The sequence below is a fragment of the Candidatus Methylomirabilota bacterium genome (assembly GCA_003104975.1).
Taxonomy (GTDB): domain Bacteria; phylum Methylomirabilota; class Methylomirabilia; order Methylomirabilales; family Methylomirabilaceae; genus Methylomirabilis.
Map to the genome: position 1 here is coordinate 64,037 of PQAM01000006.1, position 26,588 is coordinate 90,624.

Here is a 26,588-nt window from a genome sequence, read left to right on the forward strand (position 1 = left end):
CGGTGGCGCGCCCTTTCAGGCTGTGGTATTGTGAAGCCCGCTATCAGCAGCCGGCTATTAGCCTAAAAAAAGACATACTCTTGAACTTGCTCTAGCCTGTATCATCGCCACGAGCCCACCATGTCATTGCGAGGCGAAGCCGAAGCAATCTCATAGTTCTTCGGGACAACGACGGTGAGATTGCCGCGCTCCCGTTGGTCGCTCACAATGACAGGTTCTGTTGCTGCGGCAGGGCGGTCACGATAAGGAATCAACCCATGCGCATTGGAATTATTGGACTACCGGCCTCCGGCAAGAGCACCGTATACCGGCTGCTGACCCACGGCCAGCCAAGCCACCAGATCGGCCAGTTGGGTGAGGCGTCTATCGCGGTCGTCAAGGTCCCCGATCCCCGCCTCGAGCGCCTGGCGCAGATGTTCCAGCCGAAAAAGGTCACACCGGCCAACTTTGAGATCGTCGACTTCGCTCCGCTCGCCAAGGAGACGGGCAAGCCCACGAGCCCCGGCACGCAGCTCCTCCCCCAGATGCGGCAGAGCACGGCACTCCTCATGGTGGTTCGCGCTTTCAAGGATGAGCGAGTTCCCCACATCGAGGGGCGGGTCGATCCGGTCACGGACGCGGCGACACTGTGGGCTGAGTTGGTATTGGCCGATCTGGATGTCGTGGAAAAACGAATCGCCAAGATCGAAGAGACGCTGCGAAAAGGAAAAAAGACAGAAAACCCTCAGGAACTATCCCTTTTGAAGCGGTGCTATGCGGCGCTGCAGGAGGAACAGCCGTTGCGGGGAATGTCGCTCACCGCCGAAGAGGAGCGGCTGCTGCGCGGCTTTCAGTTCCTGACGGCTAAGCCGAGTCTTCTGGTGGTCAATATCGATGAAGAGACCGCCGGTGGATCAGCCGACTCTGGGGCCGTACCGACGCCGGAACGCTCCAGGCCGACCTCGATTGCGATCGCGGCCAAGCTGGAGTTGGAGCTGGCCGATCTTCCGCCAGAGGACGCGAAGGCCTTCTGCGCCGAACTCGGAATCGAGACCCTCGCGGCGCCCCGACTACGCCAGGCCTGCTATGACCTGCTGAGTGTCATGACCTTCTTTACGGTGGGAAGCGACGAGGTGAGGGCCTGGACGATTCCCCTCCGCGCGACGGCCCTGCAGGCGGCAGGGGCGATCCACAGCGATCTTGCGCAGGGCTTCATCAGGGCCGAGGTCGTCGCCTATGACGCGCTCATCCGCTGCGGGTCGCTGGCGGCAGCCCGTCACCAAGGCCTGCTCCGTCTTGAGGGCAAGGAGTACCTCGTCACCGACGGCGACATCATGACGATCCGCTTCAATGTCTGATTCTGTATTTATGTCCGCGTCATCAGCTCGAGAAGATGTCCGTTGGGGTCCCGGAAGTACACACCCCGACCTCCCTGTCGCGAGTTGAGCTGTCCGTTCTCCGGATCCCACGGGTCGCTGCCGTAGGGGATCCCAGCCGCTTGCACGCGTTGGAGAATCGCATCGAACTCCTCATCGCTGACATGAAACGCATAGTGGTGAGGTTCGAACGAGCGAGCGTTGTCGAAGTCGAGGGTGAGGGTCTCGCTGATCCGGACAGGCGCAAAATGGCCCTCCAGTCCTTTGTACTTGAGGCCGAAGGTGCGCGCGAAGAACCGCGCCGAAGCCTCCTTGTCGTGCGCCGGCACGATGGTGTGGTTTAAGATGATAGCCATCGGTCACGCCTCCTGCCAAAAAGCCTCAGACCAGCTACGGCTTCATATCCGAGTACGCGACTCTCTCCTGTAGAGGTTGCAATCAGCCCCGGGGCTGTTGCTTCCAGAAGGTCTCTGCGCGCCTCGACAGCTCCTCCGGCGATACATCCTCCTTATGCGTGGCGATCCCCCAATGGTTGCCGCACCGGTCCTTGACGCACGCATGGCGGTCGCCCCAGAACATATCCGTCGGCTCCATCAGCGAGGTGGCGCCCGCCTGGAGCGCACGCTTGTACGTGACATCCGCGTCGTTCACGTATAGATACGACGTGCCAGGCATCGGCGGACACTCGCCGCTTGCCTCGCCCAGCATCATGATCGAATCGCCGATCTTAACCTCGGCATGTCCGATCATGCCGTCCGGACGCACCATACGAAACACCTCAACCGCATCAAAGGCCTGTTTCATGAAGTCGATCAGTTTGTCTGCTCCCTGAACGTTCAGACACGGGGTGACGGTGTGAAAACCGTCGGGAATAGGTTTGGCTGCCATGGTTGTTTCCTCCTATACGATACACACAATCCTCAGAACAACGGGGTCGGGATGTCCCCCGTATAATCGAGATGGAGCTAGAACGGTTCAAATCGTCTATAGCTACCAGGGGTGCCCGAAGATGCTGGCGTGGAATACCACCACTTTTAATAATACGCCGTAAGTGTCGAAATGACCATCAGGTGAACGCCTGAAGGGATGGAGGGACATTTTTTGAGAGAAACGGCGAGTCGAGGTCGTGACCTACGAGGCGCTCATCCGCTACGGGTCACTGGCGGCGGCCGGCCGTTCCATGGAGCGACCTGGTCTGTGAGATCTTTTCCAACCGCTCTGCTATGGATTCGTAGTCGCCCAGATGCGCCCGCATCAGGCTCTTCCAGAGCTTGCCGTGGTTCGGGACGGAGAAATGCAGGAGTTCATGGACGATCACGTAGTCGCCAATCCTGCGGTCCAATGCCAGTAACTCGGTGTTGAAGTTCAGATTTCCCGCCGTAGAGCACGACGCCCACTTATTGCGCATCGGGCGCAGAGCCAGCGCCCGTGTTTTCACGCCCAACTTGTCGACCCACACCAGCACGCGGGCCTTGAACTCCTCCTTGTCGCGCCAAGCACTCATGGGCGGAAGCTCTTGTGCAGCAGGATGAAGAGCGCGTCAACGGTCGCCGTCACCTTGGCCATGTCGTCCTCTTCGGCGAAGATGGCGAACGTCACCTGTTTGCGCACCTCTCGCAGCTCCGCCTCGCTCCGTTGCCAGTTCGGGAACGTTGCGAACGCCGCGCGCACCTTCTTGCTCACCGACTCAGGGTTCTGAATGCCGTCATCGGTCAGCTTGCACAGCACGAAATAGGTCAGCCCATCCAGCCCTCTGGCAGCCTGATCCTTCTTCCGCTGCTCATTCTTCTCGATCTCCTGCAAGAGTTCGGCGAGGGCGGCAGCAGTGCTGGTCTGCCGATCCTCGAAGCTTTCCTGCACCGCTTTGGCGCGCTCCGAAAGCGCCACGAGGAACGGATCGTCGCTCTGCTCTTCCGCGGTCCTCGCAATAGCCTTGACCAGGTTGATGATCTTGGTGGCCTGTCCATCCTCCCGGTTCTTAATGGTGTCGATCGCATCGGCATCCAGCATGACGTACTTCGACACCCGGTCGCTGACGGCCGCGCCGATGCGACGCTGCACCAGTTCGTTGGTTTTCTTCTGGAAACCGCGGTCCACATACACGCGGCGCGCGTACGCGTTACGCACCACCTCGTAGATGCCGGACAACGTGGCGTAATGTTCGATGAACGGCCGGAGGAACGCATCTGGCGAGATGATCTCGTAGAGCATCTCGATCTCTTTGTATTCCTTAAAGAACTCCTTCCGCCGCTCCTTGTCGCGAAAGTGTTCGATCAGGTTGTCCACATCCTTGTCGTTGAAGTTCTGCGTCACCAGCGTGAGATACGCCGGCGCCTTCGTCTCCATCTTGGCCTTGAAGAGGTGCTTGAGCAGTCCCAGATCCTTGACGATGGCGTTGATCTCGTCGCTGTCAAAGGCCAGCGCCTTCTCCAACTTGTCGAAGATGCCCACAAAATCGAGGACGAACCCGTGCGGCTTTACCATCTCTTCCGCTTCGTTCTCATAGGGCCGATTCACCCGCGCGATGGCCTGGAGCAACGTGTGGTCGCGCATCGGCTTGTCCAGATACATCGCATACAGGATCGGCGCGTCGAAGCCGGTCAGCAGCTTTTCAGTGACGATGAGAATCTTCGGCCATTCGTCAACCTTCATGAAATCCTTGCGAATCTGCCGCTCCCGCTTCGGATCGAGATGCCACTTCTTCAGGTGGGGCGGGTCGTTGTGGTTGCCGGTGAAGACGATCTCGGAATAGTTCGGCGGCAACATCGCGTCCAGCGCCTCCTTGTAGAACGCGCAGGCCTCGCGGTCCACGGCCACAAGGAACGCCTTGTAACCGAGCGGTTCGATGTTATCGCGAAAGTGATCCGCTACCATCCGCGCCACCTGCTTCACCCGCTCCTTGCCCTTGAGGAAATTCTTCAGGTTCACCGCCCGTTCGAGAATCCTGTTCAGCTCCTCGATGTCCGCGATCCCTTCGGTCTCGGCCAGTGCCAGGAACTCCTTTTCCATGATCGCGTGGGGCACCAGCATGTCGTTCGGCGCAAGTTGGTAATAGAGCGGCAAGGTCGTGCGGTCATCGATGCTCTCAGCGATGGAATACTTATGCAGGTAGCCCTTGTCGTCCTCGCAGCCGAACGTCTTGAACGTCCCCTTGCCGTAGGCCGTCTTATCCACCGGCGTGCCGGTGAAGCCGATGAAGGTCGCGTTGGGCAGACCCGCCATCAGGAAGTTGCCCAGGTCGCCGCCCGTCGTCCGGTGTGCCTCGTCAATAAGCACGTAGATGTTCTCCCGCAGGTTCAGGTTCGCGGGCATATCGCGGAACTTGTGGATCATTGTCACGATGATGCCCCGGTAATCGTCCCGCAGCAGCCGGTTCAACTTTGCGATGCTGTCGGCGTGCGTCACATTGCCCAGCCCCACCGACGCAAGATTCTTGAGCATCTGATCTTCCAACTCGTTGCGGTCGATCATGAAGAGGATGGTCGGCTTCTCGGCCTCCGGCGCTTTGAAGAGTATCTCCGCCGCCTTGATCATCGTGTACGTCTTGCCACTGCCCTGCGTGTGCCAGACCAGCCCGCGCGTGCGCTGCGGATCGAGCGTCCGCGCCACCACCTTGTCAGTTCCCCCCATCTGATGCTGCATCAGGATGAACTTGTGCAGCTCCTCGTCTTTCTCCACGAACAGGATGAAATCCTTGAGCAGGCGCAGCACCTGCGGCACAGCGCAAAAGCTTTTCACCTTGGCTTCGAGATTGCCCGCCTCCGTGTGCTTCCAGTTGAAAATGTTTCGCCGTACCGTGTTCCACGTCACCCCGTAGGCGAACCCGATCGCTTCCGTGGCGGTGAAGATCATCTCGGGTACCATCACCTCCGGCGTCTCGTCGTGGTAACGGCGGAGTTGGTCCACCGCGAGCGCGAGCGCCTCGTCCTTGCTCGCATTCTTGCACTCGATCACCAGCACCGGGATGCCGTTGATGAGGAACACCACGTCCTCCCGCGTCCCGTAGCGGCCGTTGTGGACGTAAAACTCCTCCGTCACTTCATACGCGTTGCGCCACTGCTCGCGCGGGCGGGCGAGGTCGCCGTAATCGATCAGCGTCAGGTCCAGTTCCCGGCTCTCCTCGGCGCAGAAGAATTTGCCCTGGTTGCGCAGGTAGCTGAGGAGGTCGCGGTTGCCGGCGATATCCGTATTGAGCCGCTGGAACTCGCCGATCAGCGCGCCCTCGGCTTCTTTGTATTTCGGATTGAACGCGCGCACCTGAGCGTGGAGCAGATCGCCGAAATACAGCGATGCCGTCCGCGCACGGTCCTCTGGCGTCGCGCCATCGGGATCAAAACCCCGCCGCGCCTCGGCTTCGGCGCGGGGCACGTAGGTCCAGCCGATCTCCTGCGCATAACCGAGGATACGGGCCTGAACGGTTTTGTGTTCCGTGGGTGCGGGCATCAGTCCGTCTTATCTCGAAAGCTCGCGATCATCCGCGACAATACCCAATGCGCGGGCCTTCGCCTGCAACGCATCCGCGTATGATGCAGGCCGGTGAAGGTTGTTCCATGTCTGGTTCATAGTCGCTTGGTTGCGACGCGTTTGGTGCGATACGATGCGGCGGTTTCGGCCACGTGCGTCCCGGTCGTGTTCTCTTCCACATCGAATACGACGCGCACGCGGGCGTGCAGGACGCGGGCGATACGGCGCAGGGTGCTCAGGGAGTGGCCTTCGTAGTCGGGGGACTCCAGCCGGCTGATCTGCTGCTGGGAGGTCTTCAGAAGGCGGGCGAGGTCCTTCTGGGAAAGCCCGGCGCGCTGCCGGAGAGCGGCGAGTTGCAGTGCCACATCCCAAGCCTCGCCTGCGCGCTTAAAGCGGGCCGCAAACGCCGGATCCCGCATCTGCTCTTCCAGGTAACGGTCGAAATTAGTCTTTTTCATGGTTTCATTCTTTCCTGCCAATCGGCCATCCGTCCCCGCCCAATGGTCAGGTCGCGGACCGGAATGCTCTGGCCCTTGGTGCGAATCCCATGCACCGCGACGATACGGCGACCCTTCATGAAGAACCACAGCACGCGGGTATTGAGTTTGCCCACATGCCGCAGTTCAAACAGCCCGCCGCCGAGCGGCTTGGATAGCGGCTCCCGATGGTACCGCCGGTCCCGCAGTTTTGCCAGCCCCGCGATTACCGCCGCAAAGTCCCCCGGGTCGCTGGCCTTGAGATCGTCAAGGAACTCCTGCACGGGGCGCTTCCCCGCCTGTGTCTCATAAAACTCTACGGTAAAGTCCATGGCTGTGCAACATTATTATTGATGTATTCGCACGGCACGTCGTGCCGCCGTCACCCGCAGCAGACCGTCAATCAGAATCCGCTCGCCGGTCGGGATGGCAATCTCGCCGAACTTTACTCATGGCAGCATGTCTTCCGGCAGGTGGAGGAGGTGACAATATCGCGTTGTGTGGACATGGATCAGTCCCTGGTGAGTTGCTCCAGCTCAGGCAGGTCGAGGTCGTGGACCCGAAGCTGCGCCGTCATCAACTGATGCAGCAGGGTGCGGAAGAGGGCGGTGAGGGCTACGTATTTGCTTTGATGGAATACCATCTTCTTGTCCGCGGCGCTCAGGCACTCAACGATTTCATCTTGCTCGGCCCTGCTGGGCTGTGGAAGCTGTAGCATCTTGAGCTGAACCTCAGGAAGGTGGGCAATGGTTGAACTGGCTCCGGCGACTCCGTAGAGGTCTTGATAACGCAGGGCAAACTCCAGCCAGTAGGCGAGGAACTCGTTGCTGGCATTCTCGGATTTTGGGCGGAGGCGGTGAAGTGCTTTCTGGTAATAGCACTCTTTCACGTCCCCGTGCCAAATGGCGGCACGTCCTGGCTCGCCGCCTTCACAGATGAGTAGATCGCCAGGAACGAGAATAAATTTCCCGCGCTCACGTTCATTGAAGCCCATCGAAAGCAGGTCGGTGGTGTCGATGGCTCCCCACTGGACATTCTTATTCCTCAGGTAAGGCTTCGGGTCGCCTCCCTTGCGAGCCTTCTGGGAGAGCATCTTCCCAAGTTGGGTATAAAATAGAGTGGCGAGTGGTCCGACCTCCCAACTCTCCGGTACAAGACCGATTTCCGTTTCTTTCTGGGGTTCGCCGCGGAGGCCGGCGGTGAAGAGTTGGTGCAGGAGCGCCTTTTTCAGTTCGGCGGTCAGCGCCAGCAGCCGCTCCTGCTGCTCCATCGCCCGCTGCACCACCCCCAACACCCCCGCGATCTTCCGCTGCTCAAGAAGCGGAGGAACGGGCAGGGGAAGTTCACAGAGCTTGGACTGCGAAAGGTTGGGAATCGTGGTAACGTTGCCGCGTCCGAAATAGACGCTGCCAATCTCAAACGCATACCAGAGCCAATAGAGCGCGAACTGGGAATCCGCAGCACCTTTATCCCGGAGACGGGCGCGATGGAGATGGTTTTGGTAGTAGCACCGAGGCAGTGTATCGTTCCAGATGGCAGTTCGCCCAATGTCACCGCCCTCGCACACCAGAAGGTCGCCTGGGTGCAGAGCTAGCCGCTTTTCCTCCGCCTCGGTGAAGTGCATCTCGTCGAGGTCCGACAGGTCTACTGCACCCCAAAAGACATTCTTGGTGCGAAGGAACGGTCGCTGGTTTTCGCCGATGCGATTCGTCCTGGAGACCTGCTTCCCTTGCTGCACGGCAAAGAGCGAATCGAACCGCTGGACTGGCCAGTGCGCCGGAAGTTCACCGAGTTCAGTTGAGGTGACCGAATCCATTTCAGACATGCAAAGCCACCCCATACTGCACCTGCTGTTCCCGCACCACCAGCGCCCGTTCCCGCTCCAGCTCCTGACGCAGCGCTTCCTCCGTCGGCAGATAGAGCATGTATTTCGAGGCAAAGAGTTGGCGACTCTCGTTGAGCACGGAATACTTCACTACCGTATGGTCTTTCTCCGTGCAGAGGATGATGCCGACAGTGGGGTTGTCGTCCGCGCTCTTCACTGTCTCTTCGAACAGGCGCACGTACATGTCCATCTGGCCGATGTCCTGGTGGGTCAGTTCGCCGATTTTCAGATCGATCAGGACGAAGCATTTCAGGATGTAGTTGTAGAACACCAGATCGACGAAGAAGTCCTTGGTCTCGGTGCTGATGCGCTGCTGCCGGGCGACGAAGGCGAAGCCCTTGCCGAGTTCGAGCATGAAGGCCTGGAGCTTGCCGATGATGGCCTGTTCGAGTTCAGATTCGCGGAACTCATGCGAACCCGGAATGCCGAGAAACTCAAGGACGTAGGGGTCTTTGATGAAGTCCTGTGGCGTGGGGGCAAGCGCGCCGGTCTTCTGTTGCATTTCCTCGGTGACCGCCGCCTTGTCTCGGCTTATCAACAGGCGTTCGTAGTAGAGGGAGTTGATCTGCCGTTCCAGCGTGCGGGTGCTCCAACTCTGTTCGGCAGCCTCCTTCAGGTACCACGCGCGGGCGGCTTCGTTTTCGACCCGTATGAGCAATTTATAGTGGGTCCACGTCAATTCTCTCCGCAGTGCGGAGAGCATTGGAAAGCACTGGTAATACTGGCGCATATTCCACAGGCTTGGCTCCGAAAAACCCCGCCCAAACTCATTGGACAAACGGATAGCAAGATTTTGGATCAGAAATGCCCCGTATTCCGCCCGTTCCTTGCCCTGCTGTTCCTCCTCGACAATCATCCGGCCAATATTCCAATAGGCCTCGACCATGGTGAAGTTGACAGCCCGATATGCTTTGGCGCGGGAGGTGCGGAGGACTTCTGCGATGGACTCATAGAATTCGTGATGCAGTGCGTCCCGAATGGGTACCCCTGATTTATTGCCAGTCGTTCGCGGGACTATGGCCGGTTTCTTCCTTTTCGTCATACGCCTATCCTTGCAAGTATCGCTTTTAAGGTACGGTCTGTCTCTTTGGCCTCATCATCCAGCGCATTCAGTTCCTCCACAATCTCCGCAATCGGTCGGTATTCGTCGGCTTCGCCCGTGTGGATGTAGCGGCTGGGCGAGATGTTGAAATCGTTCTTGGCAATCTCCTCGCGATCGACGATGCGGGAGTATTTCTCCACTTCCTTCCATGCGGTGAAGGTGTCGGCGATGCGGTGGATGGCGTCGGCGGGGATGTAGTTCTTCGGATCGCCCTTAGCGAAATCGCGGCTGGCGTTGAGCAGGAAGAGCTTTTCCGTTCGCTCCTTCGGCTTGGCCCGGTTCAGCACGAGGATGATACCTGGGGCGGTGGTGTTGTAGAAGAGGTTTTCCGGCAGATAGATAACACCCTCGATGAGGTCCTGCTCCACGAACCAGCGGCGCACATCTTTTTCCTTGTTGGTGTTGGCATTGCCGGAGCCGCGCGAGGCGGCGCCGGTGTCGAGCACCACGGCGGCGCGACCCTGCGGATTCAGGCTGGCGAGGATGTGTTGCACCCAGCCCCAGTCGGCCTTGCCGCCGGGGAAGCCCGCGCTCTTGGGGAAGCGGTCGAGTTCGTCGGCGTCGTAGTCCTTTTCTTTGAACTCGGTCTGGTTCCACATCGGATTGGCCACGGCGCGATCGAACGTCTGAAGACGATTACCCTGACGGAATTTGGGATTGCGGAAGGTGTCGCCGATCTGAATCTCGCCCTCCATGTCGTGGATGATCATGTTCATGTTGGCCATGGCCCAGGTACCCGGCTCCTGTTCCTGGCCGTAGAGCTTGAGCGGCGCATAGCGCCGACTCTCACCCCCAGAGGGAGAGGAGAGTTGGTACGCGCGCTTTTTCGCGTCCAGCGCCAGCTCACACTTGATGAGCAGGCCGGCGGAGCCGCAGGTGGGATCGTACACGCTCATGCCGGGCTGCGGGTCCATGATGAGCGCCATGATCTCGCCCACCTCGCCGGGGGTGTAGAACTCGCCCGCGCTTTGCCCGCCGCCCTCCGCGAACTTGCGGATGAGGTATTCATAGCTGCGCCCGATGATGTCGCCCTCAACGTCGGTCAGCCCGAGCTGCTTGGCGCTGATGGACTCGATGAGGTTGCTCAGCCGGGCGTCGTCAATGTCGCGCTGGCCGTGGGTGGTGGCGTTGAAATCAATGCGGTCGATGATGCCCTTGAGCAGCGGATTGGCGTCGGCGATGGCCCGGAGGTAGGTGGTGAGCTGCTCGCCGATCTTGTCCGAGAGCGTGCGGATGACAGACCAGACGGCGTCGTCGGGGTTCTTCGGCTCCAGCGGGAGGTAGAAGCGGACGAGTTTCTTGTCGTGCTTGACGAGCTTGAACGCCTTGGCCCGCGATCCGACTTCCTGGGCGATGCGGTTTAGTTCGTCATCGAAGACATCGCAGAGGCGTTTGGCAAAGATGAGCGGGAGGATGAACTCTTTGTATTTAGGCGCGTCCTTGGCGCCGCGGATGGAACAGGCGGCGTCCCAGATCCAGGATTCGAGCGATTTGTCGTTGCTCTTACCGTTGGCCATCGTCAACTTACCCTTTGAGTGTTTGATTGCTCTTGCGGATATTACTCAGAGCATACAATCGCTTGTCTCCTTTTTTCGCAAAGGAAGCACGGAGGGATTTGAACGATCAGAAAATCCCCCTCAATCCCCCTTTTCAAAAGGGGGAGGTTAGACCATTTCATGAATATGGGCAATCGTATAATCTGTTTCGCTGCTTGGCAATGAAAAATAGCATGACACACATTGCACTATTATCAGCCTTTGTCGGCTACGGGGGGGCCTGAGTCAATCCTGCGTTGATCCGCCAGGCCATACACGCCCTCCGGCCCGATAGGGGATACTTACGCCTATTCAGACTTGCCTTTCAGGACCAGACGGATGGGTGTGCCGACGAAGCCGTAGGCGGCGCGGAGTTGGTTGACCAGATAGCGCCGGTAGGGGGAACCCGGACAGCGCGCGTATGGGGTCATACGAGGCGGCCCGACGTATTGCGAGGCAGGACTATGAATACCACAGCATCGTTGGTCTTAGTCAGGATCGATCATGTAGGCAACATTTCTACGCTTGCTGTCGCGGCAACCGGTTGACTTTCCAGGTAGAGCGTGTCGTAGCTCAGATCTAACCCACCGGGCCATTCTACCGATCCAGCAACCACCCGTGCCGCTTGAAATACAGCGCGATTTTGCAAACGGACGAAGATACCGCGATGCAAATACGGCTTCGCATCGAACATCCGGAGCTCGCCGTTTTCAAACAATATCTCCAGCCGGTAATCGTCCAGCGGACGGATGTGCTTAATATAGGGACTCATGGACGCCTCCTATTTCAATGGTTCAATCTTGAACACCTCTTCACCGATCACGGCCAATTGCCAGTCAGCCAGCAGTTCCTCGCGGTGGATCTCGATCCATGCTTGCACCAGTCGAGCCTTTCCAGCCGGCAGCGTTCCAGCCAACACCTCACCATCGTCAATGCTGAATACAGCCAGATTTCCGGCGTACTCGGCGTGCAAATGGGGTACGTGATGTTGTTTGTTATCAAAGAAATACATGCGAATGACGATGCCGTAGAACATGGCCAGAATTGGCACGGCATTTCTCCCTTACATGATCACAAGCCGTTGTCGTCCATCTACTGATGGGTACAACGCTTTCAGATGTGAGTAGGCTGGTTGCCCTGTAACGCCTTAGGCGCTCCACGGAATATCGAGATTGTCCCGCCGTTCCTGGACACTGTCAAGTCTTCAGGAACCGGCCCTACTTTCTTTGGGCTTCAGGACCAGGCGGATGGGGGCGCCGACAAAGCCGTAGGCGGCGCGAAGTTGGTTGACCAGATACCGCCGGTAGGGGACGCGGACGGCGCGCGGGTCGCTGACGAACAGCAGGAAGGTTGGGGGCGGCTTGGCGGCCTGCGTGGCGTAGTGAAACCGGACCGGCCGTTTGCCGTGAGCAGGCGGGGGGTACTTGGCAACCGCCTCGCCGATCAGTTCGTTGAGTTGGGGGGTCGGCACCCGATGGATGCGCGCCTGCGCGACGCTGTTCAGTAAGGGGAACAGTGTGGGTACGTGAAGGCCGGTTAATGCCGACACGCAGGCGATCGGCGCAAAGTCCAGATGGCGCAACTGTTCGCGGACCTCCAGGGTAAACTGTTGCCGGGCATCGGCGCCAGACGGCATCAGGTCCCACTTGTTTGCCACCAGGATTGCGCCGCAGCCGGTGTCCTGCACATAATCGGCGATCTTGGCATCCTGGTCGGTAATTCCGTCTTTCGCGTCCACCACGATCAGGGCGACATCGCTCCGCTCAATGGCCTTGAGCGCCCGCACCACGCTGAACCGCTCCAACGGCTGTTGAACCTTGCTGCGAGCTCGGAGTCCCGCCGTGTCGATAAGAATATATGGCGTGTCGTTGTACGTGAACGGGGTGTCGATCGCATCTCTTGTGGTGCCGGGCTGCTCGCTCACGATGACGCGCTCCTGCCCCAGCAGCCGATTGACCAGCGAGGACTTGCCGACATTGGGGCGCCCGACCACCGCCACACGGATGGCCTTCTGCTCAGGCGCCACCTCTGCGGACGGCAGCGCCTCGACGATCACGTCGCAGAGTTCCGCGACACCCAGGCCGTGCTCGGCAGAGACCGGACAGAGCTGCTCGAATCCGACCCGAAAGAATTCGGCGGCCAACGCCTCGTGCGACGGCCGATCGACCTTATTCGGCGCCACGATGATGCGGGCCTGCACATCGTGTCGAAGCAGTCGGGCGATCTCTTCATCAAGCGGCGTCAGTCCCTCCCGGGCGTCGACCACAAAGATGACCAGGGCGGACGCCTGGACCGCCTGCCGGACCTGAGCCAGCACATGGGCCGCCAGGCCGCTTTCCGCGCCCGGTTCCAACCCCCCGGTATCACTGAGGGTGAATGTGCGGCCCCTCCATGCGACGGTCGCGTAGAGCCGGTCCCTGGTTACACCCGGTTGATCGTGCACGATCGCTTTTCGCTCGCCGACCAGTCGGTTGAAGAGGGTCGATTTCCCGACATTGGGCCGACCCACAATTGTTACGATAGGCAGAGACATTGACTATGACTCCATTACGTCTTGATGCGGGATAGCCCCGATCGCCTCCGGATTCTGGCACGAGGAGAGGTCGCCCAGATCGGTCGATCCCAGATATCTGGCGCGAATGAGGCGGCGCATGATCTTGGCGCTCCGAGTCTTTGGAAGGTCTGCGACAAACAGCACCTGTTCCGGGCGGTCGACCTTCCCAAGGTGAGCAACCACCACCTGCTTGAGTTCCTCGCTGAGCTCCATCGATGGCGCGTCCTGGCGGCCCAGAACGGCGAAGCAGACGATGACCTCTCCTTTGATCGGGTCCGGCACCCCGATGGCGGCGGCCTCGACCACGGCCGGATGCTCCATCAGCGCGCCCTCGATCTCGGCGGGACCGATCCGCCGTCCCGCAACCTTGATCGTGTCATCGGCCCGACCGTGGAGGAACCAGTGGCCATCCGCATCGATATAGGCCCAGTCGCCGTGGTTCCAGACGTTAGGCCAGCGCGACCAGTAGGCCTCGATGTATCGGTCGGGGTCCTTCCAGAATCCGCGGGTCATGGAGGGAGCCGGCCTTGTTGCGACCAGATACCCCACCTCCTCCACCACGGGCTGCCCCGCCTCGTTCCAGACCTCTACCGCCATGCCGAGCCCCGGCCCCTGAAGCGAGCAGGGTTTCAGATCCTTGATGATAAGCGGCGCCAGGAAGCAACCGATAATGTCTGTGCCACCCGAGATATTGATGACCGGGCAGCGACGTTGGCCGATCTGTTCAAAGTACCACCACCACGAGTCAGGATCCCACGGCTCACCCGTGGAGCCAAGAATGCGCAGCGACAAGAGGGCATCGCGCCTGACCCAGTCGACACCCTCCCGCATCAGCATACGGATGACGGTAGGAGAGATACCGAGCATCGTAATTCGATGACGGTCCACGAGCTGCCACAGGCGGTCCGGTGTCGGGTATTCCGGCGCCCCTTCGTACAGCACCACAGTTCCGCCATGGTGCAGACACCCGATGATCATCCAGGGTCCCATCATCCAGCCGATATCGGTCAGCCAGAACAAGCGATCGGTGGTCTTGAGGTCAAAGTGATACCCGATCTCCTTCGCAACCTGGATGAGGGCACCGGCGTGCGAGTGGACCGTCCCTTTCGGTCGCCCGGTCGTCCCAGAGGTGTACAGGAGCATCGCCGGCTCCATCGAGGCCATCGCCTCCGTCTCGCAGATCGGCGCACCGGAGTCCAGGAACTCGTCCCAGGCCAGGTCTCGCTCACTCGTCCACGGGATCGCCTCGCCTGAACGGCGATACACCACCAGGCGCTCGACGGACGGCGTCAGGGCGGCGGCCTCATCCGCCGCCGCTTTCAACTCGACCCGTCGTCCCCGTCTGAGCGCATAGTCGGCCGTAAACAGCAGACGGGCGCCGCCGTCTCGCAGCCGCTCCGCCACGGCTCGTGGCGCGAAGCCTGAAAAGATCGGAATGGCGACGGCCCCGATCTTCAGACAGGCCAGCAGGATGGTGACGACGTCGGCAAGCATCGGCATGTAGATCCCTACCGTCTCCCCCCGCCTGATTCTAAGACCTCGCATGGCTGAGGCGAGACGATTGACGCGCTCCGCCAACATGCGATAGGTCCACTGCGTGACCTCCCCGTCCTCGGTCTCGGCGATGAGGGCCAGCCGGTCGGCCGCAATCCCTGCAGCATGGCGGTCGAGGCAGTTGTGGGTAATATTGAGCGTCCCGCCGACGTACCATTCTGTCCACGGAATCCCCGGTGCGGTGTCCATCACCCGGGTGTAGGGGGTAAACCATTCGATACCGAGGGCGCGCGGCAGTGCATCCCAAAACCACTCGATCTCGGTGGTGGATCTGTGGATCAGCTCGTCGTACGAGGCGATGCCGTGCTCCCGCATGAACCGGGTGATGTTGGCCTGCGCAATAATCAGCGGGTCGGGTCTCCAGGCCACCTGGGATGTGCGAGTCATCAGAGAATTCCTATACCTGTAAATAATCTCGACCCACTATCACAACGCCTGCTGCTGCGCACGTCATTCGCTGAGCACCTTCACACCTCGGCGGACGTAATCGAGCCCCGATACGATGGTGATTGTTGCGGCGAGATAAATGATTGCCGGCACATAAGCCTCGACGCCGCCGGCGACGCGCGCGACGAGTGTCGCCAGAACGGTCGAGACCTGCAGACCGGTCGTGAGCTTACCCATCCAGGATACCGACACTGTCGTTTTTCCGGTGACGAGGTAGACGACAAGAAACCCGCCGATCAAGATCAGATCGCGGCTGACAACAATAATGAACAGCCATCCGGGGATCTGGTGCAGATAGACGAGTGTGACGAAGGTGGCAGAAAGCAGCAGCTTATCGGCGAGGGGGTCCAGGATCGTCCCCAACTCTGTTCGTTCGCCCCTCGAACGGGCGATAAATCCATCCAGGACATCGGTGACCCCTGCCAGGAGAAAGGTCGCCAGACCAAGCTGCCAATACTTATAGACTAACAGGATCGCGATGATGGGGGTCATCAAGATCCTGAGAATGGTGAGGCTATTGGCGAGGTTCAGCATCAAAGGGCTCCGAACGGGGGAAACGGGTCATCACCCTTGTGCGTGAAGGGCGGGATAGGAAAGCTGAGCGTATGCCTCGGCCGGTGTGGCGACAGCGGCGAGCGACTCACGGACCCTCTGCAGCAATCGATCAAACCCGTGCCCGGTTACGGCAGAGACCGCCACCCGCGGCGCCGGGGTCTTGCCGAGGATCAGCGATCCGGTTGTCCCGCCGGGCAAGAGATCGACCTTGTTGAAGACCTCGACAATCGGCTTCGTCGAAAGGCCAAGTTCCCTGAGGATCGTATCGACCGCCTCTTTCTGCTCCATCGCCTGGGGATGACTCGCGTCGATCGTGTGCAACAGGAGATCGGCGTCGTCCAGTTCCTCAAGGGTCGCTTTGAACGCCGCCACTAATTGCTCAGGCAGGCGGCGGATGAACCCGACGGTATCGGAGAGCAGAAAGGTGAAACCATCGGCCGTGGTCACCCGCCGCAAGATCGGATCCAGGGTCACAAAGAGGGCATCATCTGTCTGCACGCCTGAGTGCGTCAGGGCATTGAAGAGCGTCGACTTCCCGGCGTTGGTGTAACCGACCAAGGCCACGATCGGGATGGCATGGCGTTTTCGAGGTCGCCTCAACAGCGCCCGATGACGTCGGACCTTGGCCAGATCCTCTCGAATCTTTCCCATACGCCGGCGGATCGTCCGCCGATCGGTCTCCAACTGGGTCTCGCCGGGTCCGCGCGTCCCGATGCCGCCGCCCAAACGCGACAGTTGAGTCCTACGCCCGACCAGACGAGGCAGACGATAGTCGAGCTGCGCCAGCTCCACTTGCAGTTTGCCTTCCCGGCTTCTGGCTCGCTGGGCGAAGATGTCAAGGATCAGTAACGACCGATCTACCGTTTTCCATCCGGTCAGTTCCTCAAGACTTCGCTGCTGAGAGCCCGACAACTCCTCATCGACCACCAGCAGATCAACCTTGCCGCCCCACTCCGCCTTGATCTCCTGCGCCTTTCCCTTCCCGATCAGATACCGTGGGTCCGGCGCATCGCGTTCCTGTAAGATGGTCCCGATCACCATAGCCCCAGCCGATTCCGCAAGACGCGCGAGTTCCTCCAGCGAATCCTCGGCCTCCCAGCGCGGGCTGCGCCGACAATGAATCCCGACCAACAGCGCCCGTTCGCTCGGTTTATAGATCTCGACGCTCGCGATCGTTCCCTCCATTGCCGTTTCCGAGGCGCTCCCGACAGGCGCGCGCGCTCGCAAACCGCTGATACAGCCCTTCCCCATCTGCGGCGCTGATCATCGCCGCCAGATCGCCCAAGGCGCTCTGGAAGTGAGCGATCATCTTCAGGATCGGCTCACGGTTGGCGAGACAGATATCCCGCCACATCACCGGGTGACTCATCGCCACTCGACTAACATCCCTCAATCCGCCTCCCGCCAGTGCTTGCAGGTTCTCGCCCCCCTCCAGATCGAGTATAGCACCTATCAACGCATACGCCACGATGTGGGGCAGATGACTGATGGCCGCAAAGATCTCGTCATGGCACTCCGGACGCATCTGCAGCGCCTCCGAACCCATGGCCCTCCAGAGGGCGCGTACCCGTGCAAGGGCCGCATGATCGGTCGAATGGATCGGGGTCAGTATGCATTTCGCACCGGCGAACAGATCGGCACACGCCGCGCCCGGCCCCGATGTCTCGCGACCGGCGATGGGATGCCCCGGAACCCCGTGACCCTCCGGTACCAGCCGTTCCATGGCCTCAGCCACGACCCCCTTGACGCTCCCCACATCCGTTACCACCGCGCCGGGCGCGAGATGCGGAACGATCTGCTCCAGCACGAGCGTAATCGCGCCGACCGGTACGGCAAGCAGGACCATATCGGCCCCCTCGACCGCATCGGCGGCATCCGCAAAGGCGGCATCAACGACCCCCAACGCGACGGCGTGCGCGCGATGGTCAGGTACAATATCCGCCCCTCGGATCTCTTTCGCGAGTTTCCGAGCGCGACAGGCCAATCCCACACTGGAACCGATCAGGCCCAGGCCCACAATGGCGAGCCGCCCCACGAGCGGTTGTGACGGTGAAACTGCAGCCTCGACCGGTTCCGGTCTTGAGTCCGTCATCACAGCGACCGTCCTACGGCCTGAGCCACTTTATGGAGTTCATTCATCAGTGTCTCGAATGTACTGGGCAGAAGCGCTTGGGGGCCATCGGACAGCGCCTCCTCAGGGTGAGGGTGAATCTCCACCATGACGCCGTCGGCGCCGGCTGCGACGGCCGCTAGGGCCATCGGGGAGACCAGATGCCACTTGCCCGTCCCGTGGCTCGGATCGACCACTACCGGCAGGTGCGAAAGCCGCTTGATGAGTGGGACAGCCGACAGATCTAGGGTGTTGCGAGTCGCATCCTCAAAGGTCCTGATCCCCCGCTCGCACAGAATAACGTTGTAGTTCCCCTCCGACAGGATGTACTCGGCAGCCAGCAACAGCTCCTTCACGGTGTTGCTGGAGCCCCGCTTCAAAAGCACCGGCTTTCGACGCGACCCGACCTCCGTCAGGAGCTTGAAGTTCTGCATGTTCCTCGCGCCGATCTGAATCAGGTCGGCATATTGATAGACCGCATCGGCGTCCCGGGTATCCATCAGTTCGGTAGCAATCGGCAGGCCGGTTGCCGCCTTTGCCTCTGCGAGAAAACCCAATCCTTCCTCACCCAGTCCCTGAAAGGTGTACGGCGATGTCCGCGGCTTGTAGGCACCGCCCCTGAGGATATGCCCTCCGCCGGCCTTGACGTACTGCGCGATCTCAAGGAGACCATCGCGACTCTCGACCGCACACGGACCGGCCATGACGACCACCTGCCGGCCGCCCACCAGCACCCCGTCGACATTCACGACGGAACCCCCCGGCTTGAATTCGCGGCTCGCCAGCTTGTAGGGTTTCAGGATCGGCAGAACCTCCTCCACAAAGGGAAAGGCCTCGAGCGGCCCCTCCTGGAGGACCCGCTCGTCGCCGATCGCCCCGACAATGGTCCGCTCAGTCCCCTTCGAGATATGGGCCGCCAGCCCGAAGCTTTCGATCTTCTTGACGACCAAGGCAATCTCCGCCTCCGTCGCCTCCGGTTTCAGAATGATGATCATGCTGACTGCTGCTCCTTGCCAAGTACAGTTCTCAGCGCCTCCACGAACCGCTCGTTCTCCGGTGGTGTCCCGATGGTCACACGGATGTGGGTCTTTAAGATGGCGCCCCCCAAGGGGCGCACGATGACACCCATGCGGAGCAGCGCATCCGCCACTGCCTGACCGTCCTGCCTGAGATCGATCAGCAGAAAATTGGCTGCTGACGGCGGACACCCCAGCCCCAGGCGTTGAAGCTCGTTCGATATGTACGCCTTACCCTGCTCATTCAACGCTCGACTGCTGCTCAGATGGGCCTTGTCATCGAGGGCGGCCAGTGCAGCGCACTGCGCCAGGGCATTCACGTTAAACGGCGCGCGGATCCGTTCAAGGAGCTCGATCATCGGCGGCGGTGCCATTCCATATCCAACCCGGAGCCCTGCCAGACCATAGATTTTTGAAAAGGTCCGCAGCACAACTACCGAACGTCCCTGCCGGACAAAGCTGAGGGAATCAGGCACCATCTCTGGTGAGATATACTCGATATACGCCTCGTCGATGACGACTACGACCTCCTCCGGAATCGCATCCATGAATGCGGTCAGCTCCGTCGGCCTCACCGCCGTCCCGGTCGGATTGTTCGGGTTGCCGATAAAGACCATCTTGGTCCTGGATGTAACCGCCCTTGCCATTGCCTCCAGGTCGTGGGTCCATGCCTTCAAGGGGATGCGAACCGTCCTGCACCCATGCAGATGCGACAGCATCCCGTAGATCACGAACGCCGGATCGGCAATGACCACCTCATCGCCGGGCAACAGAAAGCATCGCGCCGTCAGATCAAGCAGTTCATTGCAGCCGTTGCCCAGGATCACATGGTCCGGGCTCAGCGTGAGACGCTTTGCCAACGCCCGCTTCAGGTAATAACCGCCGCCATCGGGATAGCGGTGGCATTCCGACAGCGCCTCGCGCAAGGCGCGCAGTGCCAGCGGCGAGGGACCGAGCGGGTTCTCATTCGACGCAAGCTTGATCGCCCCTGCGATCCCAAGCTCCCGCTCCACCTCCGGAATCGGCTTTCCAGGGACGTACGGCATGAGCCCGTGTAGATAGGGAGACGCCAGCTCTTCCAGTGACTTAGCCATTATCTTCTCAGGTTTCGATAGAGCTTTCTCTGGGATAGGACCCTAGGACCTTCAGGAAGAGGCACTCCTCCTGCAGGAGGCCAAGCGCCTCCCGCACAGGCTCATCCGCAACGTGTCCCTCGATATCCAAATAGAAGATATACTCCCATGCCTTGGTCTTCGATGGACGAGACTCAACCTTCGTCAGGTTGATCTGATACTTCGCGAACGGCTCCAGGATACGATAGAGGGCGCCGACCCTGTCCTTGATCGAGAACATCAGAGAGGTCTTATCATGGTCGGTCGGTGGAGGTACCGTTCGTCCAATGATTAAAAATCGTGTGATATTATAAGGGGTATCCTCGATCTTCCTAGAAATCACCTGAAGGTTGTACAGTGTAGCCGCCAGTTCACTCGCGATAGCCGCCGCCGTCCTGTCCTTTGCCACAAGTTTGGCAGCCGCCGCGGTGCTCGCCGCCTCAAAGAGCGGGACGCGCGGCAGATTCGCCTCTAACCACTTTCGGGACTGGGCGAATGCGTGGGGGTGCGAGTAGACCTTTGTGACCTTTCTGAGATCGCCCGATTTTGATAAGAGGCTATGAGAGACCCCCAGGAGGATCTCTCCGCAGATCTTAAGATCGGAGTCTACAAACATATCCAGGGTGTGGCTGACGACACCTTCGCTGGAGTTCTCGATCGGGACGATCCCATACTCGACGTTCCCCTTCTCCACCTCGGCAAACACCTCGCCGATCGTGTGAACCGGCACAGAGCGGGCCGAGCCGCCGAACCGCCGCGTGCAGGCCAGATGGGTAAAGGTCCCCTCCGGACCCAGATAGGCCAGCCTCAGCGGGCCCTGTACGGCGCGGCAGGCCGAGATGATCTCGCGAAAGACCGATCTGATGGCATGAGCGGGAAAGCGACCCCTGTTTTGTCGCATCAGACGGGTCACGATCTCTTCCTCGCGCTGGGGAACGTGGACGTTCAGATTGGCCTTGGCCTTTTCCCGGCCGACCTGGACCACCAGCTCGGCCCGGTCGCCCAGCAGCGACAGGATCTTCGAGTCGATCTGATCGATCTTACGCCGCAACGTTGTGATCTTCATCGGGTTCTCCGTTCTTGACGGCGCGCACTCCCTCCACGCTGAGGCCTGCTCGTAGCGTTTCGGAGGCCTCCACTAGCCGGCGCCCTTCCACCCTGAACGGGGCGTGGCTTACGTATTGCGTTCTGTCCGGTTCCGGAGCGTACCCGTGGGGCGGCGGAGGGTAAGGCGCCACGCACGTTCGTACCTTTTTGCGGAGGACTGGTGGATGGGACAGTGCCCCGTCTGACCGCGCGACGGATACCGGCAAGCTCCACAGGGGTAAGGCGCCGCCAGCATCCCTTCGCCAATTTTCCCAACACTAACGGGCCAATGCGGACCCGCCGAAGTCGCACCACCGGGTGTCCGATGCCGTCGCACAGCCGCCGGATCTCATGATACCGTCCCTGGTGGACGACCAGTTTCAGCCATGCGGACCCGGCCCCAGATCGTACCATCTCGGCCTCAGTCGCCCACAGCCGCTCGCCGTCCGATATCACCCCCGCCTTCAACCTGACCAGATCGTCGAGCGTTGGGCACCCGCGCACCTTGGCGAGATACTCCTTTTCGATCTCGAAGCTGGGGTGCATCAGCCCGTGCGCCAGCGCCCCGTCATTCGTCAGCAGCACAAGTCCTTCGGTGTGATAGTCAAGGCGCCCGACAGGAAACAGCCGCGGCAGGCCCCGTGCCGGCAGCAGGTCGCCGATGACCGGCCGCTCGCGCGGGTCGGATAACGACGTCAGCACGCCGGCCGGTTTGTGCAGCATCAGATAAAGATGACCGGGCGCCGGCGTCACCGGTTTGCCGTCGCACGTCACCTTATCGACGCCCGAGGTCACCTTGGTCCCAAGTTGGGCGGCAATCCGACCATTGACGCGCACCCTCCCCTCCAGGATCAGCGTTTCACAGCTTCGGCGAGACCCAAGCCCGCCTCGCGCCAGATAGCGTTGCAGCCGTTCCTCACCACCGTCTGTCTGTCCCGTCGGGGTCGTCGGCCTGGATGGCCTACCCGGTCTTTTCGATATCAGCAATCGGCTCGTCGGCAACCTCCTTCCCTGCTGTCGTCGGGGCCAACACCTCGATCTCCTTTAGCGTCGGCAACTCGGACAGGTCCCTGAATCCGAAGTACTCCAGAAAGGCCCGGCTTGTCCCATACAGGATCGGTCGGCCCACCTCTGGCTTCCGTCCGAGTATACGGACCAGGTCACGCTCCACCAACGTCTTCAAGACGCCGTCGACTGCAACGCCGCGGATCGCCTCAATCTCCGCCTTGGTAATCGGTTGCTTATAGGCAATGAGCGCAAGTGTCTCCAGCGCGGCCCTGGAGAGTCTGGTTGGTTTGGACCCTCGGAGCCGCTGGATCCACGGCGCCGCCTCGGATTTGGTGGTCAGGCGATAGCCGCCGGCCACCTCGCTGACGATCATCCCTCGCTCGGATTGCCGACATCTGTCCTGCAACTCGGCAAGCAGACCGTGTGCCTCCGCCCTGGAGCAGCCATCAAGCAGTTCCACGATCCGCTCCAGCGAAAGCGGCTCCTCGGCGACAAACAACAACGCCTCGAGGATACCGAGTCGGCTCAGATCAGGCTGCGTATCCATCGTTTCCCACCGCCGTTTCCACGATTCGATAGATCGTAATCTCACCTGCAGGATCGGCCTGCCGGGCTCGGACCAGGCCACGACGCAGCATCTCAAGCAGTCCGAGGAAGGTAGCAATCATTTGCAGACGCGTCGTCACTCCCTCGAAGAGGGCCATGAACGACACCGGACTCTCACGTGCCAGCCGATCCAGTAGCGCCATCATCCGCTCGCCCACGTTGATCATCTCCGGGGTAATTTCCCCCGTCTTTGCCTCCGGCGCCCGCTGTATCACCGTCATGAATGCGCGCAGCAACGCAGAGAGACTGATGTCCAGTGGGCCGTCGGCCGCCGGAACGGCCGGATCGGCCGGTCTCGTATAGAGACGCGACTGACTCGCCTCCAACGCCTCAAACGTCATGGCCGCATCCTTGAATCGCTTATATTCGAGGAGACGTTCCACCAACTCCTGTCGCGGGTCTTGCGCCGGCGCTCCCTCTTCTTCCGACTCCTCGGCCGGGATCAGCATTTTCGACTTGATATGAATCAACGTCGCCGCCAGCACCAGAAACTCGCCTGCCACCTCCAGGTCCAGCTCCTTCATCTCCGCCAGGCATCCCAGATACTCCTGCGTAATCTTCGCGATAGGAATGTCGTAGATATCGATCTCGTTAACCTGAATCAGATAGAGCAAGAGATCCAGCGGACCCTCAAACATCTCCAGGTGAACGCGATAACTCATCGCTCAACGGACCTCGATCCAGGGTGTGATCTTGTCAAGGCGCTTCGGACCGATCCCGTCGACCTCCAGCAGTTCGCGGGCATTCGCGAACGGGCCGTAGGCCTTCCGATGGGTGATAATCCGACCGGCCAACGTCGGACCAATCCCCGGCAGGGTCTGCAGCGCGGCGGAGCCTGCATGGTTGACGTCTACCCGACTGGTCGGTGCGGCCTTCGCGCCGCTGTGATGGGGCCCCGACGGGCGCGGTTGCGCCGCAGGCCGATCCTCGGGGAGGCGGAGTGCACTCAGATCGACGGTATGCGAGGCATAAAACGGACGCAGGATGACCGGACCCCATATCACCGCGGCAATCGCGATGCCGAGAAGACCGGCGGCGACCGCCTCGCGCCTGGCGTACATCCCGTTCACACGCGCTCCTCGACCAGGTTGCGCTCGGCGAGGCCGAAGGCCTCATGGAGAATCCGGACGGCCAGCTCTCCATACTTGGCGTCGATCACACATGAGACCTTGATCTCGGAGGTACTGATCATCATGATATTGATGTTCTCGCGTGAGAGGGTCTCAAACATCCGTGCGGCCACGCCGGAGTGCGTCCGCATCCCGACCCCGACAATCGAGACCTTGGCGATTCGGTCGTCACCGATCACCTGCTGGGCCCCGATCTCCTTGGCCACCCCGTTTACGAGCGACATCGCCTTCGAGAAGTCCGACTTGGGGACCGTGAACGAGATATCGGTCGTCCCGTCCTGGCTGATGTTCTGGACGATCATATCGACCACAATGTTGGCCTCCGCCACCTGGCCGAACAGTTTAGCGGCAATCCCGGGCCGATCCGCTACGCGCAGTACGGTGATCTTCGCCTCGTTCCTGTCGCAGGCGATCCCCGAGACGACTACCCTCTCCATCTCCGCATCCTCCTGGACGACCAACGTCCCCTGATTCGTATTGAAACTGGAACGGACGTGAACCGGTACGGCATAATTCTTGGCATACTCCACCGACCGGGCCTGAAGCACCTTGGCCCCCAGACTGGCCAGTTCGAGCATTTCGTCATAAGAGATCTTTGCGAGCTTCCTGGCCTCCGGGACAATATTCGGATCGGCCGTGTAGACCCCTTCCACGTCGGTATAAATCTCGCAGAGGTCGGCCTTCAGGGCCGCCGCCATGGCAACCGCCGTCAGGTCAGACCCGCCGCGACCCAGCGTCGTGACGTCCTCCTCCGCCGTGACCCCTTGGAATCCGGCGACGATAACGACGGCCCCCTCGCGGAGCGCCTGTTGGGCCCGGTCGACCTCAACGCTGATGATCTTCGCCTTCGTATGAGCGGTATCGGTCTGAATCCTGACCTGGGCCCCGGTAAAAGAGCGCGCCTTGTAACCCTGCTGCTGTATAGCCAGCGATAGTAACCCGATCGAGATCTGTTCGCCGGTCGCCACGATAACATCGAGCTCCCGTTCATTCGGCCGATCGGAGATGTTGGCGGCCAGGCCCAACAGGCGGTCCGTCTCGCCGGCCATGGCCGACACCACCACAACAAGATCGTTCCCCTGAACCTTCGTCTCCACCACACGGCGGGCCACATTCTTGATCCGCTCGACATCCGCAACAGAACTCCCGCCGTATTTCTGAACGATAAGAGGCATATCTGGCTCCTAGTACTTACGTGCGAAAGTTAGCGCACCTAAGCCGTCATATCCGCGAAAGCGGGTATCCAGTACAATCAATGGATTCCCGCTTGGGGACTGCGGGAATGACGTACGGGTGTTAATGTAATTAAGGACTAGGAGGCAAGCCGATCGTGCCGCGGCAGATCCGCTCTCTCCGGCTTTTTTCCGATCTTTCCCTCTTGCCCCGCCAGTAAGCGCGAGAAGTTGTCCCGGTGTCGGATCAGGATGAATCCGCAGATCATGATCGTCAGCACCACATAGGGCGGGCGGCCGTCAAACATCCAGACAAGAAAAGGCGCCGTCCCGGTGGCGACAAGCGCCGCAAGCGACGAATAGCGAAAGAGCGCGGCCACCGCCAACCAGACCCCTACAATCAGTAACGCGATCTTCGCAAACAGCGCCGCCAGCACCCCCAGGGCGGTCGCGACCCCTTTCCCGCCCCGGAAACCCAGAAAGAGCGGGTAGAGATGGCCCAGAAACGCCGCCAGCCCGACCGCTGCAACGAGCAACTCCGGCGACCCCAACGATTGACTCAACGCCACCGGCGCCCATCCCTTGATCGCATCCAGCGCGAGTGTCAACGCACCGGCCCTCGAGCCTACGACCCGGAGGACATTGGTCGCGCCGATGTTACCGCTTCCGGCCTTCCGGACATCGACTCCTGTCATCGCCCTGGCGATCAACAAACCGAATGGGATGGAACCCGCAAGGTATCCCAACGGGATCAGCCACACGCTTCCGCTCATCACCCTCCGGACAGCACAATCACCAGGCTAAGGGGCTATCGACTCAGATCGATTACCTTCCAGAACTTCAGGAAATAGTCTATGCCCGATGCGACACTTAATACAATCGCCGCCCACAGGCATACAAAGCCCAGTGACGGGGTCCCCAGGAAATTCCACTGCGAGGGCCAATCGAGAATCAGAAAGGTCACCGCCGCCACTTCGGCCAGCATCTTATACTTTCCGAATTCGCTCGCATGAATAATGATGCCTTGCGAGGCGGCGACCATCCTGAGCCCGCTGATCGCCAACTCACGACCGACAATCAGCACGACCATCCAGGCCGGCGCGCGACCGATTTCTACCAACGCGATGAGTGCCGTCGAAATGAGCAGCTTATCCGCGATCGGGTCGAGCAATTTCCCCAGCGTTGTGATCTGTCGGGTGGTACGAGCAATTCGACCGTCCAGCCAATCGGTCAGTACCGCCGCCAGAAAAATGGCCCCCGCCGTATAGTTGGGGACCTTCTCCCCCACAACCAGGAACACAATGACAAAGGGAACAAGGAAGATTCTGCCGATCGTGAGCTTATTGGGCAGATTCATGTAGACTCGTGATCTCTTCAGATCTCTGCTCAGTTGCATCGACTTTTCTTGATCGGTCCTGCCG

General features: G+C 60.3%; 28 protein-coding genes. 1 reads left to right on the plus strand and 27 read right to left on the minus strand.

The genetic code is table 11. The features are described 5' to 3' along the window. Positions 1–257 precede the first annotated feature (257 nt). A complete protein-coding gene (locus C3F12_02880) occupies positions 258–1,337 on the plus strand; it encodes a redox-regulated ATPase YchF (GenBank protein PWB47908.1) in 1,080 nt (359 codons plus the stop codon). 8 nt (positions 1,338–1,345) lie between these two features. Here the strand turns inward: C3F12_02880 and C3F12_02885 are convergent, their stop codons facing one another. The 27 genes from C3F12_02885 to pgsA (C3F12_03015) all read right to left on the minus strand — a co-directional run bounded on the left by C3F12_02885 (position 1,346) and on the right by pgsA (C3F12_03015) (position 26,524). Beyond that, entirely contained in the window at positions 1,346–1,711 is a 366-nt protein-coding gene (locus C3F12_02885; GenBank protein PWB47909.1) for a VOC family protein, read from the minus strand. A gap of 82 nt (positions 1,712–1,793) precedes the next feature. Then, a complete protein-coding gene (locus C3F12_02890) occupies positions 1,794–2,243 on the minus strand; it encodes a glyoxalase (GenBank protein ID PWB47910.1) in 450 nt (149 codons plus the stop codon). A gap of 268 nt (positions 2,244–2,511) precedes the next feature. After that, on the minus strand, positions 2,512–2,859 hold the full coding sequence (locus tag C3F12_02895; GenBank protein PWB47911.1) for a metal-dependent hydrolase: 348 nt from the start codon (positions 2,857–2,859) through the stop codon (positions 2,512–2,514). Further along, positions 2,856–5,798 (minus strand): restriction endonuclease subunit R, encoded by a 2,943-nt coding sequence (locus C3F12_02900; protein PWB47912.1) that lies wholly within the window; start codon positions 5,796–5,798, stop codon positions 2,856–2,858. Before C3F12_02900 ends, C3F12_02895 begins: the two co-directional genes overlap by 4 nt. A gap of 116 nt (positions 5,799–5,914) precedes the next feature. After that, positions 5,915–6,277 carry a transcriptional regulator gene (locus tag C3F12_02905; GenBank protein PWB47913.1) on the minus strand — a complete coding sequence of 121 codons (363 nt, stop codon included), beginning with the start codon at positions 6,275–6,277 and terminating at the stop codon, positions 5,915–5,917. Further along, positions 6,274–6,627 (minus strand): hypothetical protein, encoded by a 354-nt coding sequence (locus C3F12_02910; protein PWB47914.1) that lies wholly within the window; start codon positions 6,625–6,627, stop codon positions 6,274–6,276. The genes C3F12_02905 and C3F12_02910 overlap by 4 nt, the downstream gene beginning before the upstream one ends. A gap of 179 nt (positions 6,628–6,806) precedes the next feature. Next, positions 6,807–8,135 (minus strand): hypothetical protein, encoded by a 1,329-nt coding sequence (locus tag C3F12_02915; GenBank protein ID PWB47915.1) that lies wholly within the window; start codon positions 8,133–8,135, stop codon positions 6,807–6,809. Beyond that, positions 8,113–9,222, minus strand: coding sequence for a DUF1016 domain-containing protein (locus C3F12_02920; GenBank protein ID PWB47916.1), 1,110 nt, complete (start codon positions 9,220–9,222; stop codon positions 8,113–8,115). Before C3F12_02920 ends, C3F12_02915 begins: the two co-directional genes overlap by 23 nt. Further along, on the minus strand, positions 9,219–10,799 hold the full coding sequence (locus tag C3F12_02925) for a DNA methyltransferase (GenBank protein PWB47917.1): 1,581 nt from the start codon (positions 10,797–10,799) through the stop codon (positions 9,219–9,221). The genes C3F12_02920 and C3F12_02925 overlap by 4 nt, the downstream gene beginning before the upstream one ends. A 326-nt stretch (positions 10,800–11,125) precedes the next feature. Then, positions 11,126–11,248 (minus strand): hypothetical protein, encoded by a 123-nt coding sequence (locus C3F12_02930; GenBank protein PWB47918.1) that lies wholly within the window; start codon positions 11,246–11,248, stop codon positions 11,126–11,128. Between the two features lie 71 nt (positions 11,249–11,319). Continuing rightward, on the minus strand, positions 11,320–11,589 hold the full coding sequence (locus C3F12_02935) for a DUF2442 domain-containing protein (protein ID PWB47919.1): 270 nt from the start codon (positions 11,587–11,589) through the stop codon (positions 11,320–11,322). A 9-nt stretch (positions 11,590–11,598) separates the two neighbouring features. Continuing rightward, the gene (locus C3F12_02940; protein ID PWB47920.1) at positions 11,599–11,868 is read right to left on the minus strand and encodes a hypothetical protein; all 270 of its coding nucleotides are present in this window, start codon (positions 11,866–11,868) and stop codon (positions 11,599–11,601) included. A 153-nt stretch (positions 11,869–12,021) separates the two neighbouring features. Beyond that, entirely contained in the window at positions 12,022–13,350 is a 1,329-nt protein-coding gene (locus tag C3F12_02945) for a ribosome biogenesis GTPase Der (GenBank protein PWB47921.1), read from the minus strand. A gap of 3 nt (positions 13,351–13,353) precedes the next feature. Then, positions 13,354–15,312, minus strand: a complete 1,959-nt coding sequence (locus tag C3F12_02950) for an AMP-dependent synthetase (protein ID PWB47922.1) — start codon at positions 15,310–15,312, stop codon at positions 13,354–13,356. Between the two features lie 63 nt (positions 15,313–15,375). Further along, positions 15,376–15,906 (minus strand): CDP-diacylglycerol--glycerol-3-phosphate 3-phosphatidyltransferase, encoded by a 531-nt coding sequence (gene pgsA, locus C3F12_02955; GenBank protein ID PWB47923.1) that lies wholly within the window; start codon positions 15,904–15,906, stop codon positions 15,376–15,378. Positions 15,907–15,936: 30 nt separating this feature from the next. After that, the gene (gene hflX, locus C3F12_02960; GenBank protein PWB47924.1) at positions 15,937–17,112 is read right to left on the minus strand and encodes a GTPase HflX; all 1,176 of its coding nucleotides are present in this window, start codon (positions 17,110–17,112) and stop codon (positions 15,937–15,939) included. Further along, positions 17,078–18,019, minus strand: coding sequence for a prephenate dehydrogenase/arogenate dehydrogenase family protein (locus tag C3F12_02965; GenBank protein ID PWB47925.1), 942 nt, complete (start codon positions 18,017–18,019; stop codon positions 17,078–17,080). Before C3F12_02965 ends, hflX begins: the two co-directional genes overlap by 35 nt. Further along, positions 18,019–19,032: a 3-deoxy-7-phosphoheptulonate synthase gene (gene aroF / locus C3F12_02970; protein ID PWB47926.1), complete on the minus strand. Its 1,014-nt coding sequence runs from the start codon at positions 19,030–19,032 to the stop codon at positions 18,019–18,021. The genes C3F12_02965 and aroF overlap by 1 nt, the downstream gene beginning before the upstream one ends. Then, entirely contained in the window at positions 19,029–20,147 is a 1,119-nt protein-coding gene (locus C3F12_02975) for a histidinol-phosphate transaminase (GenBank protein ID PWB47927.1), read from the minus strand. Before C3F12_02975 ends, aroF begins: the two co-directional genes overlap by 4 nt. A gap of 7 nt (positions 20,148–20,154) precedes the next feature. Then, positions 20,155–21,231 (minus strand): prephenate dehydratase, encoded by a 1,077-nt coding sequence (locus C3F12_02980; protein PWB47928.1) that lies wholly within the window; start codon positions 21,229–21,231, stop codon positions 20,155–20,157. Further along, positions 21,228–22,232 (minus strand): pseudouridine synthase, encoded by a 1,005-nt coding sequence (locus C3F12_02985; protein PWB47999.1) that lies wholly within the window; start codon positions 22,230–22,232, stop codon positions 21,228–21,230. Before C3F12_02985 ends, C3F12_02980 begins: the two co-directional genes overlap by 4 nt. Next, the gene (scpB, locus tag C3F12_02990; protein ID PWB47929.1) at positions 22,213–22,806 is read right to left on the minus strand and encodes an SMC-Scp complex subunit ScpB; all 594 of its coding nucleotides are present in this window, start codon (positions 22,804–22,806) and stop codon (positions 22,213–22,215) included. The genes C3F12_02985 and scpB overlap by 20 nt, the downstream gene beginning before the upstream one ends. Further along, positions 22,790–23,527 carry a hypothetical protein gene (locus tag C3F12_02995; GenBank protein ID PWB47930.1) on the minus strand — a complete coding sequence of 246 codons (738 nt, stop codon included), beginning with the start codon at positions 23,525–23,527 and terminating at the stop codon, positions 22,790–22,792. The genes scpB and C3F12_02995 overlap by 17 nt, the downstream gene beginning before the upstream one ends. A 3-nt stretch (positions 23,528–23,530) precedes the next feature. After that, complete coding sequence (locus C3F12_03000) at positions 23,531–23,935, minus strand: hypothetical protein (GenBank protein PWB47931.1); 405 nt, start codon at positions 23,933–23,935, stop codon at positions 23,531–23,533. Beyond that, positions 23,932–25,170, minus strand: a complete 1,239-nt coding sequence (locus tag C3F12_03005) for an aspartate kinase (GenBank protein ID PWB47932.1) — start codon at positions 25,168–25,170, stop codon at positions 23,932–23,934. The genes C3F12_03000 and C3F12_03005 overlap by 4 nt, the downstream gene beginning before the upstream one ends. Positions 25,171–25,307: 137 nt before the next feature. Further along, a complete protein-coding gene (plsY, locus tag C3F12_03010) occupies positions 25,308–25,940 on the minus strand; it encodes an acyl-phosphate glycerol 3-phosphate acyltransferase (GenBank protein PWB47933.1) in 633 nt (210 codons plus the stop codon). Positions 25,941–25,975: 35 nt separating this feature from the next. Beyond that, entirely contained in the window at positions 25,976–26,524 is a 549-nt protein-coding gene (gene pgsA / locus C3F12_03015) for a CDP-diacylglycerol--glycerol-3-phosphate 3-phosphatidyltransferase (GenBank protein PWB48000.1), read from the minus strand. Positions 26,525–26,588 lie beyond the last annotated feature (64 nt).

Bases quoted from the DNA above. Each gene is read 5' to 3' on its own strand.
- C3F12_02905 (PWB47913.1), bottom strand. From the start codon at position 6,277: ATGAAAAAGACTAATTTCGACCGTTACCTGGAAGAGCAGATGCGGGAT.
- C3F12_02880 (PWB47908.1), top strand. From the start codon at position 258: ATGCGCATTGGAATTATTGGACTACCGGCCTCCGGCAAGAGCACCGTA.
- scpB (PWB47929.1), bottom strand. From the start codon at position 22,806: ATGGATACGCAGCCTGATCTGAGCCGACTCGGTATCCTCGAGGCGTTG.
- C3F12_02890 (PWB47910.1), bottom strand. From the start codon at position 2,243: ATGGCAGCCAAACCTATTCCCGACGGTTTTCACACCGTCACCCCGTGT.
- C3F12_02980 (PWB47928.1), bottom strand. From the start codon at position 21,231: ATGAAGATCACAACGTTGCGGCGTAAGATCGATCAGATCGACTCGAAG.
- C3F12_02945 (PWB47921.1), bottom strand. From the start codon at position 13,350: ATGTCTCTGCCTATCGTAACAATTGTGGGTCGGCCCAATGTCGGGAAA.
- pgsA (PWB48000.1), bottom strand. From the start codon at position 26,524: ATGAATCTGCCCAATAAGCTCACGATCGGCAGAATCTTCCTTGTTCCC.
- C3F12_02950 (PWB47922.1), bottom strand. From the start codon at position 15,312: ATGACTCGCACATCCCAGGTGGCCTGGAGACCCGACCCGCTGATTATT.
- C3F12_02930 (PWB47918.1), bottom strand. From the start codon at position 11,248: ATGACCCCATACGCGCGCTGTCCGGGTTCCCCCTACCGGCGCTATCTG.
- C3F12_03005 (PWB47932.1), bottom strand. From the start codon at position 25,170: ATGCCTCTTATCGTTCAGAAATACGGCGGGAGTTCTGTTGCGGATGTC.
- plsY (PWB47933.1), bottom strand. From the start codon at position 25,940: ATGAGCGGAAGCGTGTGGCTGATCCCGTTGGGATACCTTGCGGGTTCC.
- C3F12_02965 (PWB47925.1), bottom strand. From the start codon at position 18,019: ATGACGGACTCAAGACCGGAACCGGTCGAGGCTGCAGTTTCACCGTCA.
- aroF (PWB47926.1), bottom strand. From the start codon at position 19,032: ATGATCATCATTCTGAAACCGGAGGCGACGGAGGCGGAGATTGCCTTG.
- C3F12_02975 (PWB47927.1), bottom strand. From the start codon at position 20,147: ATGGCTAAGTCACTGGAAGAGCTGGCGTCTCCCTATCTACACGGGCTC.
- C3F12_02900 (PWB47912.1), bottom strand. From the start codon at position 5,798: ATGCCCGCACCCACGGAACACAAAACCGTTCAGGCCCGTATCCTCGGT.
- C3F12_02885 (PWB47909.1), bottom strand. From the start codon at position 1,711: ATGGCTATCATCTTAAACCACACCATCGTGCCGGCGCACGACAAGGAG.
- C3F12_02915 (PWB47915.1), bottom strand. From the start codon at position 8,135: ATGGGGTGGCTTTGCATGTCTGAAATGGATTCGGTCACCTCAACTGAA.
- C3F12_02895 (PWB47911.1), bottom strand. From the start codon at position 2,859: ATGAGTGCTTGGCGCGACAAGGAGGAGTTCAAGGCCCGCGTGCTGGTG.
- C3F12_02995 (PWB47930.1), bottom strand. From the start codon at position 23,527: ATGAGTTATCGCGTTCACCTGGAGATGTTTGAGGGTCCGCTGGATCTC.
- C3F12_02910 (PWB47914.1), bottom strand. From the start codon at position 6,627: ATGGACTTTACCGTAGAGTTTTATGAGACACAGGCGGGGAAGCGCCCC.
- C3F12_02925 (PWB47917.1), bottom strand. From the start codon at position 10,799: ATGGCCAACGGTAAGAGCAACGACAAATCGCTCGAATCCTGGATCTGG.
- C3F12_02920 (PWB47916.1), bottom strand. From the start codon at position 9,222: ATGACGAAAAGGAAGAAACCGGCCATAGTCCCGCGAACGACTGGCAAT.
- hflX (PWB47924.1), bottom strand. From the start codon at position 17,112: ATGGAGGGAACGATCGCGAGCGTCGAGATCTATAAACCGAGCGAACGG.
- pgsA (PWB47923.1), bottom strand. From the start codon at position 15,906: ATGCTGAACCTCGCCAATAGCCTCACCATTCTCAGGATCTTGATGACC.
- C3F12_02935 (PWB47919.1), bottom strand. From the start codon at position 11,589: ATGAGTCCCTATATTAAGCACATCCGTCCGCTGGACGATTACCGGCTG.